Here is a 15,933-nt window from a genome sequence, read left to right as displayed (position 1 = left end):
TATAATAAAACGATATACTGAAAAGGGGATTATAAATGACCGAGAGTTTATTGAATAGCGTATCTTTTATAAATAAAATCAACTATACTGCCGATAAGAAAGGAAGTATTTTTCTTCATGGCGTGAGTTCCAATTTAAAAGACATGATCACTGTTCATGAATTATATAAAGAAAAAAGACCTGTCATTTATATTTTAAAGGATGATATATCTGCAAAAGAGGCTTATTTGAACCTAAGTGATATATTGGATGAAAAAGATATTTTATATTACCCTTCAAAGCCCATAACTCATGAATTTATCGACAGTCATTCTATGGAACTTACCAATAAAAGAGTAAATGTCATAAAAAATGCTGTAATGGGTAGTAAAAAAATAATCGTTACTTCGATAAATGCTGTTTTGGAAAAGGGACTATTCTGGGGTAAGGAAAGTATAATAACAAAAAAGACGGAAGATATATTAGATATAGATGAATTTATTGAAATTTTAAATAAATTTGGATACGCAAGAGAATATGAGGTTACCGGTCAGGGGGCGTACTCCGTAAAGGGCGGCATAGTAGACGTATTTATTATGGGGGACGAAGTTCCCGTTAGGATAGAATTTTTCGATGATGAGATCGACTCTATAAGGACATTTGATAAGAGTACGGGAAAGAGTATAGAAAAGATAAATAGTTTTACCCTTGTTCCCGCAAAGACAAGCTTATTAGAGTATAATGAAATCAATAAACTAAATAAAAAAGTAAGAGCTAAGCTCGAAAAATTAATAACAAAAAATGAAGATGAAGAAACAGACAAAAACTTAAGAGAGCTTTATGAAAAAATAGCGGATAATACAAATGATACCACTAAATATATATTCTATGCTTCACCTGATACAAAGTCTCTTATTGATTTATATAAAGACCCTCTTATTATTTTTGATGATTACAGTATAATAAAAAAGACTTATAACAGATTTTTTAAAGATAATAAAGAGGAGCTTAAAGACTTATCACAGCACGGAAAGATACTTGATATACAAGTAAACAATCACTTTAAATTTGCAGAAGCTGAAGAAAGATTTATAAATTTAGATTCTCTTATTTATTTTGATTTATCAATGGCTTCCAATAATTTGTTTTGTAAAGATATCATTGAAGTAAAATCAAGTGATAATATTAATTATGTAAAAAATATCAATTATTTGATTGATAATATAGTTACTTATTTAAAAGAAAATTATAAAATAATAATTACTTATAAAAATGAAAAAGAAAAAAATAACATTTCTGAATTTTTAAGTAATTATAAAATAGATTTTATTCACACTGTTAAAGACGGACATGTTGCACTTGTAAAATCGAATATAAGAAGTGGAATAAATATCTTAAGTGAAAAATTATTTATACTTTCATATAATGATGTTTTGATTAAAAAAGAGTCAAAAAAGAAAAGAGTAAAGTCAGATAAAAATAAAGAAAAAGCTTTTTTCAGTGAAATAACAAAGGGTGATTATGTAGTTCACGAAACTTACGGTATAGGAAGATACCTAGGTATGGTCAATATGGAAGCCGGAGGTCTTTATAATGATTACCTTGAAATTGAATTTGCCGGAAATGATAAATTATACGTGATTGCAAATAAGATGAACTTGGTAAGTAAATATATAGGTTCATCTGACGCACCGCCAAAGCTTAATAAACTGGGATCTCAGGTTTGGGAAAATACTAAGAATAAAACGAGAAAAGCGGTTAAAGAACTTGCAAAAGAGTATATTACACTATATGCCAAGAGAAGAGAAATAAAAGGTTTTGCCTTTTCACCTGACACTCCGTGGCAAAAAGAATTCGAGGATAACTTCGGTTATGAACTTACCGAAGATCAGGAAAGATGTGTAAGAGAAGTAAAAGAAGATATGGAAAAACCATATCCTATGGATAGACTTATTTGCGGAGACGTAGGCTTTGGTAAAACCGAAGTTGCCGCAAGAGCTATTTTTAAAGCTGTAATGGACGGTAAGCAATGTGCAGTCCTTGTTCCTACAACTATCCTTGCAATGCAGCATTATAATACTTTTGTCGAGAGATTTAAAGATTTTCCTGTCAAAATAGAAATGCTTTCAAGATTTAAAACGAAGAAAGAAGAGAATAAAATAATAGATAAGCTTGAAAGAGGCAAAGTGGATATAGTGATCGGGACACATAAACTCCTTTCAGATAATGTGAATTTTAAGGATCTGGGGTTACTTGTAGTCGATGAAGAACAAAGATTTGGAGTAGCTCATAAGGATAAACTTAAACTATTAAAGGAAAATGTAGATACCCTTACTCTTTCCGCAACGCCGATACCTAGGACACTTAATATGTCGCTTATCGGCATAAGGGATTTATCGACGATAGAAAAGCCCCCTAAGGAAAGAGAAGAAACAGAAACGTACGTTATAGAATATGATGATTACATCATAAAAGACGCGATAAACAGAGAGTTATCCAGAGGCGGACAAGTATTTTTTGTTTATAATTCCGTGAAGAATGCTGAAAAGACATGCCTTAAATTAAGGAAATTGATACCGGGATTAAAAGTCGAATTTGCGAACGGTCAAATGCCGGAAAGGGAACTTGAAAAGACTATGTTCAGATTTCTGAATAAAGAATTCGATGTCCTCGTTTGTACCGCAATAGTTGAAAACGGACTCAACATTTTAAATGCAAATACGATGATAATAAAAGAAGGTAATAATCTAGGTCTTTCACAGCTGTATCAGCTTAGAGGAAGAGTAGGAAGAAGCAATAAAAATGCTTATTGCTATGTGACTTACGAAAAAGATAAGGCATTGAATGAAGTCGCGATGAAAAGACTTAAAGCAATAAACGAATTTACAAAATTTGGTTCGGGATTTCAAATTGCTATAAGAGACCTTCAAATAAGAGGCTCGGGAAATCTTCTCGGTGCAAATCAAAGCGGACACTTTACGAATGTAGGGTATGAGCTTTATACAAAAATGCTTCAGGAAGCTCTTAAAGAAAGCAAAGGGGAAGCCCAAAAAGAACCGGTGGAAACTACTATCAATATTAAAGTAAATGCTTATATAGATAAGAAATATATAGAAGATGAGAAACAAAGGATAATTACTTATAAAGAAATTGCCAGCATAGAAACAGAAGCAGATAAAGATGAAATGGTTGAAAATCTTATTGATATATACGGAGATATAAGAAAAGAAACACTTAATTTGATGGATATTTCTCTTCTTAGGAATAAAGCAAGTAAAAAAGATATATTAAGTATTAATGTTAATGAAGAAAACAGAGAAATATATTTTGATTTTGACAAAGAAAAAGAAATAAATATGGAAGAAATAAATAAATTATATGAAATGTTTAAAGGTAAATTCCTTAAGAACAGTAAATTTATAAGGATTTGTTTCCCATATAAAAAGACAAGAAACGTACATCAGAATATTATGAAACTTATAGACAAAATAATTGATAATATAGCTTAAATTGTGTATAATTTATAGCATTATGATAGTTTATTACTATGTTGATACAGAAAGGACTTATTTATGAAAAATATTAAAAAAATTATCGGGATTGCAATAGTTATTTCTTTACTATTCTCTGCATTCGGATGCAGTGTAAATGAAGAAAAGCTTGCTAATAAGGCTGTCGCTAAAGTGGGAGATACCGAAATACCCAAAAAGAATTTGGATGCTGTTGTAGGGTTTACTCTTGTATCTTATTATGCCAACTCCGGTACGGAGATTTCAATGGAAGACTCTACAGTTTCGGAGTTAAAAGAAACAGTCGCAAATAATCTCGTTGAATACGAACTCGTTAAAAAAGCAGCGAAGGACTACGGGTATACAAAAAATGATAAAGAAATAAAAGAGGCTGCTAAAGAAACTCTTAAATCTATTAAATCAAGCTCCTATTTAAAGGGAGATAAGTATAAGAGTGTTTTGAAACAATATGGTTTTGAAGACGAAAAGAGCTTTGAAAATGCAGTTAATCTATATGCAGAGTTTTCAACTTATACTTCCGGGTTTGCGGAAAAGTTTAGAAATAAAGTTCAGGGCGGTAAATACGCCACTGCTAATTATATGACTGTAGACGATATAAAAGTCCCTGCTTATATTTATTATTACTGCTATATCCAAAAGGCAATGGAACAGGAATATAATGAATATCAGAAACAATACAGCGGTTCAACGGATAGCTCTGAGGAACAAAAAACCGATGAACAAAAGCAGCAGGAATTAAAAGAATCTACAGTGGCTATGGTAAAAGAAAAAGCTGCATTCTATGCTGCGGGAAAAGAAGCCAAAACTAAAATAGATACTAAGAAAATCAGCTCTAAGAAGACCGAAAACGAATCTTTATCAGCGATGTTTGGAAGCGATACATTAACTTCTGTTTACAATGCTTACGGTATCACAAAAAAACAATATGACGAAGCGGGAAAATGGATTGCTACAGCCGATTTATACAAAGAAGCTTTGGAAGAAAAAGTTACTTACGATAAACCGACAGAAAAAGATGCAGAAAAAGAATTTAATAAAAATACAAAGACTTATGATAAATCCACGGTCAGTGCAAAACATATACTAACATCAGATAAATCATTAGCTAAAGAAATTTACGAACAAGCTACTAAAAAAGGTGCTGACTTTGATCAGATAATGAGTAAGTACCAAAAAAATTCTTCGGTACAGGAAGCTTCTGATTTGGGAGCATTTACTTATTCTTCTATGGTAGAGGATTTCTCAAAAGCGGCGTTTGATGCAGAAAAAGGAAGCATTATTGGTCCGGTTAAAACCGAATATGGTTATCATGTAATATATGTTTATGATAAAAATACTGTACAACCAAAATTTGAAGACAGTAAAGACACCATATTATCTACACTTGACAGTCAAAATAAACTTGAAGCTGTAAATAAGTTAGATGAAGATATTAAGAGTAAACACAGCGGAAAAGTTGAAATAGAAGATATTGATGAGCCTTATAATATGCTTATAGCGGAACTTAAAAAAGATAATAAAGTTAAAATATATAAATCTGTATTAAATAAATAATGTAAATAAATTATTAAAGAGAGGAGAAATCTTCTCTTTTTTTATTTGTCGATATATGCTATACTAATTACTGAGTAAAGACACAATAAATATAATTAAAGAGAGGAAATAGTTTTGAAAAAGTATTTAGCAGAATTTATTGGAACATTTGTATTAGTATTCTTCGGTTGCGGGACTGCAGTAGTCTTAGGCGGTTTTACAGGGGGAATGGAAAGCGGATTTTTAGGGGTAGTAGCTATTGCACTTGCATTTGGGCTTGCAATCGTAGCGGCTGCCTATGCGATAGGAGATATATCGGGATGTCATGTCAATCCGGCAGTTTCTTTGTCTATGCTTATTACGGGCAGAATGAACTTAAATGATTTTATAGGATATGTAATAGCACAGGTTCTTGGTGCTTTAGCCGGAAGCGGAGTACTTGCATTCATTACATCGGCAAGTCAGGGACTTAGAGGATTTGGCGCCAATGGTTACGGAGAATTAAGCGGAGTCGGTTTAAATATGGCCGGAGCTTTAGCCGTGGAAGTTATTCTTACTTTTGTATTTATAATGACTATTTTAAGAGTGACGGACAATGAAAAAACAAGTAATATGGCAGGTCTTGTAATTGGTTTGACACTTACTTTTGTACATATAATAGGTATTCCTTTAACAGGAACCTCTGTCAATCCTGCAAGAAGTTTGGCACCTGCAATATTTACGGGAGGAGCAGCTTTATCTCAGGTTTGGTTATTTATCCTTGCACCTTTGGTTGGCGGTGCAATTGCTGCTTTTGTTCATAAATATTTATATTCCACGGATAAATAATAATAGATTATAAAAAGAGCATATGAAAATCATATGCTCTTTTTTTATTATAAATTTAAAAAAGTACTTGACTTGGAGTTCACTCCAAGTGATAGGGTTTTATTGTAAAGAAAATATTTATAAAAATATATTTATAAAGGAGATAAAATGAAAAAGAAATTGATTGTTTATTATTCATACACGGATAATACAAAAAAGATAGTGGATATTTTAAAAGATAAACTCGATGTTGATATTGTGAGGTTAGAAACAGTAAAACCTTACAGCGGAAGTTATGATGATGTAGTTGAGCAGGGGAAAAAAGAAACTGACAGTGGCTATATGCCGGAAATTAAAGAAATAGAAACAGATTTAAATGACTATAATGAAATCCTATTGGGAAGTCCCGTTTGGTGGTATACGTTTGCTCCTGCCGTCAGAACTTTTCTTTCTAAATATGATTTAAGCGGAAAAATTATTATTCCTTTCATTACTAACGGAGGGTGGATAGGAAGTACTGTTAATGATATAAAAAATATGGCAAAAAATTCAGAAGTAAAAAATGAGATTAATATAAAATTTAACGGAAGTAATCTAGAGACTTCCATGAATGAAATAAATTCATGGATAAATAGATTATAAAAAATAATAAAATTAAAAGGAGATAAAAAATGAACAGTAAAAAATCTTTGGTAGCTTATTTTTCACATAGCGGGAATACGAAAACCGCAGCAGAAAAAATAGCAGGTTTAACTAACAGTGACTTATTTGAAATAAAGCCGGTTAAAAGGTATCCCAATAATTACAACGAGACGGTTGATATTGCAAAAAAGAAGCTAATTCAAATGCAAGACCTAAAGTAGAGAATAGCGTAGAGGATATGGATTCATACGATGTGATTTACCTTGGTTATCCAAATTGGTGGAGTACGATGCCTATGGCAGTGTTTACTTTTTTGGAAGGATATAACCTAAGCGGTAAAAAAATCTATCCTTTCTGTACACATGGAGGAAGCCGTATGGGAAGAAGCGAGAAGGATATAGAAGACTTATGTCCGAATTCTCTAATTGCAAAAGGACTTCCTATCAGCGGCAGCAGCGTAAATGGCTGTGATGATATATTAAAAGATTGGATCGAGGAAGAATAATATGTCAATTTATGAAAAAGCAAAAGAGTATGATAAAAAAATTTCTTCTTTAGATAGTTTGGATTTAATAGATACTGATCCTGATTTTATGGAGATTTTTAATAATTTTGCATTGGATGAAGTAATCAATCAAAATGATTTGGACGAAAAAACTAGGTTTATGGCTATTTTATCTGCATTGATAGGATGTCAGGGGATAGATGAATACAAAATAATGTTATTATCCGCACTGGAAGCTCAAATCACTCCAATAGAAATTAAAGAAATAGTTTATCAGGGAGCCGCATATTTAGGTATTGGAAGAGTTCTTCCGTTTTTAAAAGCAACAAATGAAATTTTAAGAGAAAGAGGAATTGAACTTCCCCTTGAAAGTCAGTCTACAACCACTAAAGAAAACAGAAGAGAAAAAGGCAGTCAAGTTCAAGTGGATATTTTCGGAGAACATATGAAAGACTTTTGGAAATCCGGTCCCGAAGAAAGTAAACATATAAATTATTGGCTGGCTGCAAATTGTTTTGGGGATTATTATACGAGAAGAGGTCTTAATTATAAAGAAAGAGAAATGATAACTTTCTGTTTCTTATCCGCACAGGGAGGATGTGAGCCTCAGCTCATAAGCCATGCCGCGGCAAATATGAAAATAGGAAATGATAAAGAATTCTTGATAAAAATAATTTCCCATTGTCTTCCTTATATAGGTTATCCCCGTTCTTTAAATGCGCTTAACTGCGTAAATGAAGCAGAAAAGAAAGAAAAATAAATATATTTAAATCAAGGAGAAATCAAAATGAATGAAATAAAACAATTGGATAATGAGATTTTTGAAAGAGGAAACAAAAATGACGCTTTTAAAGATTATTTTGTAGGACAAAGCTATTTGAATATGCTGTCTATGGAAGGTGTAAGTATAGGAAATGTAACTTTTGAACCGGGGTGCAGAAATAACTGGCATATACATCATAAAGGAGGGCAAATCCTTTTGGTGACCGGTGGTAGAGGGTACTATCAGGAATGGGGCAAAGATGCAAAGGAGTTATTCCCGGGAGACGTCGTAAACATTCCTCCGGAAGTCAAGCATTGGCACGGAGCTGCTAAAGACAGCTGGTTTGTTCATTTGGCTGTAGAAGTTCCCGCAGAAGGCGCATCAAATGAGTGGCTGGAAGCAGTAAGTAATGAAGATTATAATAAATTAAAATAATTATTTGTGTTTAGTAGAAGCATATCTGGTAAAATAAAAAAATGTTTTATTTAATTTGTTTTTTTAAATACTTGACTTGGAGTCCACTTCAGGTTATATAATAGAAAAAAATAATAACTTTATAAAATACTAAATTATTGTCGGAGGTTCTTATTATGAAAATAGCCGAAGTAAGTAAAAAATTAGATATATCAGGAGATACCATTCGTTATTATGAAAGAATTGGTCTTATTCCTCATGTTCCAAGAAACGGCGGTGGGATAAGAGAATTCAGGGAAGAAGACTTGAATTGGATTGAATTTATAAAATGCATGAGAAGTGCGGGACTTTCCATAGAATCTTTGGTTGAATATGTAGCTTTATTTCAAGAGGGCGATAAAACCATTGAAGGAAGAAAAGAAATTTTAATGGAAGAACGTGAAAAATTAAGTAAAAAAATTGCCGAAATGCAAAGCACATTGGAGCGCTTGGATTATAAAATTGAAAGATATGATAAGGGTCTGATGAAAAAATGTGAAGATAATTTAATTAAAAATTAAATTTTTGATTTTTAAAATTATAAAAAGTAAATATATAAAATTTTAATGATTTTAATAAAGTATAAATGAAAAAATAAACATAGATAAAGTAAATTTTTCTATGTTTATTTTTTTGCCGTTTTACGTTTTTTTTACTTTATATTTACTAAAGTATGATTTCCGGAAAATTGATATTGATATATGATAACCACATAATAAATATCATTTCAAAGAGAGGAAAATAAAAAAGAATGAAAAAGAAATTATTGGCTGTATGTTTATCAGCATTATGTTTAATCGGCTTTGCCGGCTGCGGAGCTTCTAGTTCCGGTACAATAACAATGGCGGGTTCCACATCTATGGAAAGTGTCGCAAAAGCTTGGGCTGAGGCTTATCAATTAAATAATGATGTAACTATCGATGTTCAAGGCGGAGGTTCGTCAGCGGGTGTAACAAGCGTAAAGGACGGGAGTGCTCAAGTTGGTATGTTAAGCAGGGAACTTAAAGATGAAGAAAAAGAACAAGGATTAACAGAATATCAAGTAGCTATTGACGGTATTGCAATCGTCGTAAACAAAGATAACAAAGTTAAAAACTTGACTAGCGGGCAAATTGCTGACATCTACACAGGTAAGATTACAAACTGGAAAGATGTAGGTGGCGATGACAGCGAAATCGTCGTTGTTGGAAGAGAAGCCGGAAGCGGTACAAGAGATGGTTTTGAAAGTATCCTTGACGTTGAAGAAAAATGCAAATACAAAGCAGAATTAAATGAAACGGGACAAGTAAAATCAACTGTCGCTACAACAAAAGGTGCTATAGGTTATATGTCACTGGGATATGTAGATGATGAATTAAAGGCTGTAAAAGTTGACGGAGTTGCTCCAAGCGAAAGTACAGTTTCTGACGGGAGTTATAAAGTTCAAAGACCATTTATAGTAGTAACCAGCGGAGATGCTTCAAGTGAAATAAAAGCTTTTGTAGAATATATGTTAAGTGCTGACGGACAAGGTATTGTAGAGAGCAGTCACTTTGTAAAAGTAAAATAAGAATAAATAATAAATAAATTTACATACATTAATGCACCTTATGGTGCATTAATGTTACATTTTAAGAGGTAAGCGGATGAAATTAAAAAATAAAACCAAGCAGGATAGAGTATCCGGGATATTTGAAAAGATTTTTTTATTTTGCGCTGTTATTTCCATTATAAGCGTTATCGTTATAAGCTTATACATGATTATATCAGGATTTCCAGCAGTTAAAGAGATAGGTCTTTTTAACTTTCTATTTGGTACGGTTTGGAACCCGACAGGAGCAAATCCCAGCTACGGAATTCTTCCAATGATACTTTCAAGTATCTTTGCCACATTCGGTGCTATTATTATAGGCGTTCCTATAGGGGTGTTGACGGCAGTATTTTTAAGTGAAATAGCAAATAAAAAAGTTGCTAATTTTATCAGACCGTTTATAGAAATACTATCCGGTATCCCTTCTGTCATATATGGATTTGTAGGACTTATATTATTGGTTCCTTTTATTGCAAAAATATTTAATCTATCCTATGGAGCAAATCTTTTTACGGGTATGCTTGTATTATCAATAATGATACTTCCTACAATCGTAACTATAAGCGAAAATAGTATCAGATCTCTTCCCAGTGAATATAAAGAAGCTTCGTTAGGTCTTGGTGCTACTAAAATGCAGACTATATTCAAAATACTTATTCCTGCTGCAAGGAGCGGTATCACAACAAGTATCGTGCTTGGCATAGGCAGGGCTATAGGAGAGACTATGGCAGTTATAATGGTTACCGGTAACAGCGTTAATATGCCGGGTATATTCCAGTCTGTAAGACTTATGACCAGTGGGATAGTATCGGAAATGTCTTATGCTGTCGGCTTACATAAAGATGCATTATTTGCAATCGGGCTGGTATTATTTATCTTTATTATGATAATAAACTTAGTATTAAATGTCTTTCTATCTAGAGCAGACAAGAAATATGATTAAGCGGGAGGAAGAGATGAAAAAGAAAAAATTTAGATTAATAGATAATATACTTAAGTTTCTTGTTATCCTAAGTGCAGGATTTACCGCACTTCTTGCTTTATCACTTATTTTATATGTAATGGTTAAAGGTGTTGGGAGTATTGATTTAAAAATGCTGACGACTTCTCCAAGTGAACTTACGGGTTCTGTCGGTGTATTTCCGATGATAGTCAATACTTTATATATGATAGTTTTGACTCTTGTTATTGCAGTCCCAATCGGAATAGGAAGTGCGATTTATCTTAATGAATATGCAAGAAAAGACAGTAAATTAGTTAAAGCAGTGGAATTTACAACTCAAACTTTAGCGGGTATTCCTTCAATCATATATGGTTTGTTCGGCTATATGTTTTTTAGCATATTTTTGGGACTTAGAGTATCTATCATATCAGGTGCACTTACTTTATCTATTATGGTCCTTCCGACACTAATAAGAACTACACAGGAAGCTTTAAGCAGTGTACCTAATATGTACAGAGAAGGTGCTCTGGGAATGGGAGCTAAAAAGATATATTTAATAAGAACTATTCTGCTTCCTTGTTCTATGCCCGGGATTGTAACGGCAGTAATTCTTAGTATAGGCAAAGTCGTAGGTGAAAGTGCTGCTTTGATATTTACCGCGGGAATGGGTTATATGCTGACGGGAGGAGTGATAGATCATATATTTAAAAGCGGTGCAACTCTTACCGTTCAGCTTTACTTATATGCTTCAAGGGGTGAAAATCTCTCTGTTTGTTTTGCACTTGCGAGTATATTAATCGTAATAGTACTTATTATAAATGTATCGGCTAGGCTTCTATCAAAAAAGTTAGAAGCTAAGTAGGAGGAAAAATGGAAAGTAGAAAAAAAATCATAACTAAAAATATGGACCTTTACTATTCTGAAAACCATGCTTTGAAAAACATTAATATGGATATTTTAGAAAATGAAGTAGTTTCGTTAATAGGTCCCAGCGGATGCGGAAAATCAACATATTTAAAAAGCATAAATAGGATGAACGATCTTGTGGAAGGTGTAAAAATAACCGGAGAGATCTTAATAGATAATGAAAATATTTACGATGAAGATATAGATGTAACTCTTCTTAGAAAAAAAGTTGGTATGGTATTTCAAAAGCCTAATCCATTCCCAATGAGTATTTATGATAATATCGCTTACGGACCTAAAGTTCATGGGATAAAAAATAAAAGTGAGCTTGATGAGATCGTAGAGAGAAGTTTGAAGGGCGCGGCTTTATTTGATGAAGTAAAAGACAGACTAAAAAAATCCGCATTTGGGTTATCGGGAGGTCAGCAGCAGAGACTTTGCATTGCGAGAGCATTGGCAGTAGAGCCTGAAATCCTTTTGATGGATGAACCTACAAGTGCATTAGACCCTATTTCCACTATGAAAATAGAAGAATTGGTATTTGATTTAAAGAAAAAATATACTGTTGTTATTGTTACACACAATATGCAGCAAGCTGCAAGGATTTCCGACAAGACTGCTTTTTTCCTTCTGGGAGAGCTTATCGAATACAATAAGACATCGGCGCTGTTTGCAAATCCCAAACATCCGAAGACGGAAGAATATATAACCGGAAGATTTGGTTGATAATATATAAAGGAGAATATAAATGAGTGCAAGAAGAAGATTTGATGAAGAATTAGATTTATTACATCATGAGCTTGTAGAAATGGGTTCCATGATTGAAAAAGCAATAAAGACTTCATTTAATGCAATAGAAAGTGATGATGAAGAAGCTGCAAAATATATAATCGAATCGGATAAAGCGATAAACGAAATGGAAAGAAAGATCGAAGCAAGATGTTTAAAGCTTATATTAAGACAGCAGCCTGTAGCTACTGATTTAAGACTTATATCAACGGCTATGAAGATGATCACCGATATGGAAAGAATAGGAGACCATGCGGCTGATATCGCTTCAATCTGCTTAGATGATGAAAAAGAAAAAAATCCTGAACCTTTTAGAATTGTGGATAATAAGATATTGGAAATGGCAAATATTGATTTGGAAATGGTAGCATCCAGTATTTCTGCTTTTATTAACGATAACTTAGAGCTTGCAAGGACTACCATAAAGACCGATAATGAAGTTGATGAGTTGTTTTACGAAGTTAGAGATGATATAATAAAAGGGCTTAAATCGGATAAAATTTCTCCGAGCCTTGCGATGGATACACTTATGCTGATTAAATATTTGGAACGTATCGGGGATCATGCAACTAATATATGTGAATGGGTAATATTTTATTTGACCGGAGAACATAAGAATAAGAAATTATTATAAAGAAAAGGAAAAATTATGGGTAATTATATTTATGTAGTTGAAGATGATAATAATATAAGCGAATTATTAAAATGCTCTCTTGAAGCATTTAACTATTATGTCAAGGTATTTGAAAACTGTGAAGATATGATGATTGCTTTAAAAGAAGAAAAGCCTAAGTTGATGTTACTTGATATAATGCTTCCGGGAATGAGCGGTATAGATGCGCTTAAACTGCTAAAAAACAGCAATAAATATAAAAGTATTCCTATAATTATTTTGAGTGCTAAAAGCAGTGAGATAGATAAAGTAAATGCTCTTGAACTTGGAGCGGATGATTATGTTACCAAACCTTTTTCTGTCCTTGAACTTTCTTCAAGAATAAAAAGTGTTCTTAGGAGAAGTTATAAAGAAGAAGATAACATCTTAAATTATAAAGATATTACAATAGATAAAGAAAATTATCACGTTTCACATGATGGCGAAGAGGTTATCCTTACGAAAAAAGAATATAAAATACTTTTATATATGCTTGAAAATAAAGGCAGAGTGGTAACAAGAGAAGAACTTCTAAACGAAGTTTGGGGTTACGATTTTGAAGGCGAAAGCAGAACTCTAGATATGCATATGAAGACACTTAGAAATAAAATAGGAAGTGAAGACGATAAATATAAATATATAAAGACTATCAGAGGAATAGGATACAAGTTAGGTTAATAAAATGAGAAGGTTTGTATTCATTCGTAGTTTTATTGTAGGACTTGTATGTACTTTGATACTTAGCTTTTCCTTTTTTATAGTTTTATCTAAAACTCAGGATAATGGTTATCATACTACTATTGAAGGGTTTCTTCATACTGTTAACGAAACATATGAGTTTGGTGATGATTACCAAAAGGATGTAGATTATCTTAAAGAAATCTCTACCGATAAATACAGAGTGACGTTGATTTCTCCGAAGGGTGTGGTTTTGGCAGATTCGGCTCATGAAGGGATAACCGAAAATCACTCTAACCGCGAAGAAATAAAAGATGCAAAGATAAAAGGTGAAGGATACGTAATAAGGAATTCGTCTACTTTAAAAGAAAAAGTAATGTATGGAGCTATGGTTCTTAAAAATAAAAATATATTAAGAGTAATGGTACCTATGGGGACAATATATGAAAACCTTCTTACAAAAATAACCATATTTTTACTTGCAATAATTATATCATTTTTGATTTCATGGTTATTTGCAAGGAAGTTTGCAAAGGATTCCGCAATACCTTTCGGAAGCGCTGTCGATGTATATAAGAAAGAATTTTTTGCCAACGCTTCTCATGAACTTAAAACACCTATTACATCCATAAGAGGTTTTGCTGAACTTATTTCTTCAGGACTCATTGATGATAAAGATAAAATAATTGAGTATAGTACAACAATAAAGAAGGAAGCTATCAGGATGGATACTTTGGTTGAAGGTATACTTAAATTGTCGAGTTTAGAAGATGTTGATGAAGAAGACATGCCTTTAGAAGAAGTTAATGTAAGCGATGTTGTTAAAGAAGCCGTAGAAGTACTTGATTATAAGATATATGAGCGAAATATAACCGTAGATCTGGATTTGAAAGACGGATATATAATGGCAAGACATGAGGATATATTAAGGGTATTTATAAATTTAATCGAAAACGGAATCAAATACAATAAAGATAATGGTAAGATTTATATAGATATAAAGCAAATAAAAAGAAAAGTTCATATAACGATTAAAGATACCGGAATAGGGATTAAAGAAGAAAATCTACCGCATATATTTGAAAGATTTTACAGAGTGGATAAAAGCAGAAACAGAAAAGTGGAAGGCTCCGGACTCGGACTTTCAATAGTTAAAAGAATAATATATAAGTACAAAGGAACGATAGAGGTTAAATCCGTTTATAATGCAGGTACGACTTTTATGATAACTTTCGATGTTATACAAAAATAAAAAAGAAGATTATTATCTTCTTTTTTATTTGCTCCAATATTCATTGATTTTTTGTTCGCTCCACTTTTCATAGGTTCCGTTTATCGTCTTATATTTACTGCTTATTGTCATCTTATTATCGTTATTTATAGTGAAGGTTAAAGTTTCTTTATTATTGGTTTCATAATCTTTGTATGTTACTTTATATTTATTTTCTCCGATTTCTGATATTGATGATATTTGTCCTCCTGCGTCCGAACCGGACGGACCGCTGTTTAGTAAAGATACAACTAGTTTTAGCTGGACACTTGAACCGTTTCCGTCATCTTTTACAACGATTAATCTATTATTCTTTTTATTAACCCAGTATCCCATAACTGCTTTTTCTTTTTCCAAATAACTGGTGTGATAAATTTCTTCTTCGTCTTCGCCCATTACTTCCATAGTTATATTTTTTATAGCTTGATTATCTGATGAGTCCTTAGCTGTAATTGTTACGTCGTATGAACCTGATTTTGTTGTATCATAATCTCCGTCTAAAGTAATTGTTAGTTTATCGCTTGAGTTATCTGTTATGGTAGCATATTTATTTATATTAAATTTTTTATCGCTGGCAACAACTTTAATGGTTTCATCGCATTTGATTGTAGGATTTGTAGTATCAACAACTTTAAAAGTTAATTCCTGCTCATCTGTTTTTTTATTATCTTTTTTTATTATGTAGTGAACCGTATATTCTCCGCATTTTCCAATATCGATATCATTTTCCAACGCTTCCACAGTGTATCCTTCGCCATTTTCTATAGTTATTAAATCTAGTAATTTTGTATTTTTATTAGCCTCTATACTTTCATTTTTAAGAGATATTGTAGGACCTTTTGAACATCCTCCAAGTAGCAATAAACTAATTAGTATACTTGTAATTAATATTATATTTTTTCTTTTCATCTTT

Annotated in this window: 15 protein-coding genes and 1 pseudogene; 15 read left to right on the top strand and 1 reads right to left on the bottom strand. The window is 32.3% G+C overall.

Annotated elements, in window-relative coordinates; all coding sequences use genetic code 11:
- Positions 1-35: 35 nt before the first annotated feature.
- The 15 genes and pseudogenes from mfd to Q0516_RS00155 all read left to right on the top strand — a co-directional run bounded on the left by mfd (position 36) and on the right by Q0516_RS00155 (position 15,002).
- On the top strand, positions 36-3,488 hold the full coding sequence (gene mfd, locus Q0516_RS00225) for a transcription-repair coupling factor (protein ID WP_294467690.1): 3,453 nt from the start codon (positions 36-38) through the stop codon (positions 3,486-3,488).
- A gap of 63 nt (positions 3,489-3,551) precedes the next feature.
- Entirely contained in the window at positions 3,552-5,063 is a 1,512-nt protein-coding gene (locus tag Q0516_RS00220) for a SurA N-terminal domain-containing protein (RefSeq protein ID WP_294467687.1), read from the top strand.
- A gap of 114 nt (positions 5,064-5,177) precedes the next feature.
- A complete protein-coding gene (locus Q0516_RS00215; protein ID WP_365945644.1) occupies positions 5,178-5,870 on the top strand; it encodes an MIP family channel protein in 693 nt (230 codons plus the stop codon).
- 147 nt (positions 5,871-6,017) lie between these two features.
- On the top strand, positions 6,018-6,491 hold the full coding sequence (locus Q0516_RS00210; protein WP_294467685.1) for a flavodoxin: 474 nt from the start codon (positions 6,018-6,020) through the stop codon (positions 6,489-6,491).
- Positions 6,492-6,520: 29 nt separating this feature from the next.
- A pseudogene (locus tag Q0516_RS00205) lies at positions 6,521-6,996 on the top strand (flavodoxin).
- A 1-nt stretch (position 6,997) separates the two neighbouring features.
- Entirely contained in the window at positions 6,998-7,756 is a 759-nt protein-coding gene (locus Q0516_RS00200; RefSeq protein WP_294467683.1) for a carboxymuconolactone decarboxylase family protein, read from the top strand.
- 27 nt (positions 7,757-7,783) lie between these two features.
- On the top strand, positions 7,784-8,194 hold the full coding sequence (locus Q0516_RS00195) for a cupin domain-containing protein (protein WP_294467679.1): 411 nt from the start codon (positions 7,784-7,786) through the stop codon (positions 8,192-8,194).
- A gap of 155 nt (positions 8,195-8,349) precedes the next feature.
- Positions 8,350-8,733: a MerR family transcriptional regulator gene (locus Q0516_RS00190; RefSeq protein WP_257479979.1), complete on the top strand. Its 384-nt coding sequence runs from the start codon at positions 8,350-8,352 to the stop codon at positions 8,731-8,733.
- 230 nt (positions 8,734-8,963) lie between these two features.
- Entirely contained in the window at positions 8,964-9,761 is a 798-nt protein-coding gene (locus Q0516_RS00185; RefSeq protein ID WP_294467671.1) for a phosphate ABC transporter substrate-binding protein, read from the top strand.
- A 76-nt stretch (positions 9,762-9,837) separates the two neighbouring features.
- Positions 9,838-10,725 carry a phosphate ABC transporter permease subunit PstC gene (gene pstC / locus Q0516_RS00180; RefSeq protein WP_294467669.1) on the top strand — a complete coding sequence of 296 codons (888 nt, stop codon included), beginning with the start codon at positions 9,838-9,840 and terminating at the stop codon, positions 10,723-10,725.
- A 13-nt stretch (positions 10,726-10,738) separates the two neighbouring features.
- On the top strand, positions 10,739-11,587 hold the full coding sequence (gene pstA, locus Q0516_RS00175; protein ID WP_294467666.1) for a phosphate ABC transporter permease PstA: 849 nt from the start codon (positions 10,739-10,741) through the stop codon (positions 11,585-11,587).
- Positions 11,588-11,595: 8 nt separating this feature from the next.
- Positions 11,596-12,357 carry a phosphate ABC transporter ATP-binding protein PstB gene (pstB, locus tag Q0516_RS00170; protein WP_257479975.1) on the top strand — a complete coding sequence of 254 codons (762 nt, stop codon included), beginning with the start codon at positions 11,596-11,598 and terminating at the stop codon, positions 12,355-12,357.
- 22 nt (positions 12,358-12,379) lie between these two features.
- A complete protein-coding gene (phoU, locus tag Q0516_RS00165; RefSeq protein WP_294467661.1) occupies positions 12,380-13,054 on the top strand; it encodes a phosphate signaling complex protein PhoU in 675 nt (224 codons plus the stop codon).
- 15 nt (positions 13,055-13,069) lie between these two features.
- Positions 13,070-13,750 (top strand): response regulator transcription factor, encoded by a 681-nt coding sequence (locus Q0516_RS00160; protein WP_257479973.1) that lies wholly within the window; start codon positions 13,070-13,072, stop codon positions 13,748-13,750.
- A 4-nt stretch (positions 13,751-13,754) separates the two neighbouring features.
- Positions 13,755-15,002, top strand: a complete 1,248-nt coding sequence (locus tag Q0516_RS00155; RefSeq protein WP_294467657.1) for an ATP-binding protein — start codon at positions 13,755-13,757, stop codon at positions 15,000-15,002.
- A gap of 24 nt (positions 15,003-15,026) precedes the next feature.
- On the opposite strand, the gene Q0516_RS00150 is transcribed toward Q0516_RS00155, so the two are convergent.
- Positions 15,027-15,929, bottom strand: a complete 903-nt coding sequence (locus Q0516_RS00150) for a hypothetical protein (RefSeq protein ID WP_294467655.1) — start codon at positions 15,927-15,929, stop codon at positions 15,027-15,029.
- Between the last annotated feature and the right edge of the window lie 4 nt (positions 15,930-15,933).

Source organism: uncultured Anaerofustis sp. (assembly GCF_938029165.1).
Lineage (GTDB): Bacteria > Bacillota > Clostridia > Eubacteriales > Anaerofustaceae > Anaerofustis.
This window is presented reverse-complemented; position numbering and strand designations above follow the sequence as displayed.

Excerpts from the sequence above, each read along its gene's own strand:
- Q0516_RS00155 (WP_294467657.1), top strand. The coding sequence starts at position 13,755 with ATGAGAAGGTTTGTATTCATTCGTAGTTTTATTGTAGGACTTGTATGT.
- Q0516_RS00160 (WP_257479973.1), top strand. The coding sequence starts at position 13,070 with ATGGGTAATTATATTTATGTAGTTGAAGATGATAATAATATAAGCGAA.
- Q0516_RS00220 (WP_294467687.1), top strand. The coding sequence starts at position 3,552 with ATGAAAAATATTAAAAAAATTATCGGGATTGCAATAGTTATTTCTTTA.
- Q0516_RS00195 (WP_294467679.1), top strand. The coding sequence starts at position 7,784 with ATGAATGAAATAAAACAATTGGATAATGAGATTTTTGAAAGAGGAAAC.
- mfd (WP_294467690.1), top strand. The coding sequence starts at position 36 with ATGACCGAGAGTTTATTGAATAGCGTATCTTTTATAAATAAAATCAAC.
- pstA (WP_294467666.1), top strand. The coding sequence starts at position 10,739 with ATGAAAAAGAAAAAATTTAGATTAATAGATAATATACTTAAGTTTCTT.
- pstB (WP_257479975.1), top strand. The coding sequence starts at position 11,596 with ATGGAAAGTAGAAAAAAAATCATAACTAAAAATATGGACCTTTACTAT.
- phoU (WP_294467661.1), top strand. The coding sequence starts at position 12,380 with ATGAGTGCAAGAAGAAGATTTGATGAAGAATTAGATTTATTACATCAT.
- pstC (WP_294467669.1), top strand. The coding sequence starts at position 9,838 with ATGAAATTAAAAAATAAAACCAAGCAGGATAGAGTATCCGGGATATTT.
- Q0516_RS00150 (WP_294467655.1), bottom strand. The coding sequence starts at position 15,929 with ATGAAAAGAAAAAATATAATATTAATTACAAGTATACTAATTAGTTTA.
- Q0516_RS00200 (WP_294467683.1), top strand. The coding sequence starts at position 6,998 with ATGTCAATTTATGAAAAAGCAAAAGAGTATGATAAAAAAATTTCTTCT.
- Q0516_RS00190 (WP_257479979.1), top strand. The coding sequence starts at position 8,350 with ATGAAAATAGCCGAAGTAAGTAAAAAATTAGATATATCAGGAGATACC.
- Q0516_RS00210 (WP_294467685.1), top strand. The coding sequence starts at position 6,018 with ATGAAAAAGAAATTGATTGTTTATTATTCATACACGGATAATACAAAA.
- Q0516_RS00185 (WP_294467671.1), top strand. The coding sequence starts at position 8,964 with ATGAAAAAGAAATTATTGGCTGTATGTTTATCAGCATTATGTTTAATC.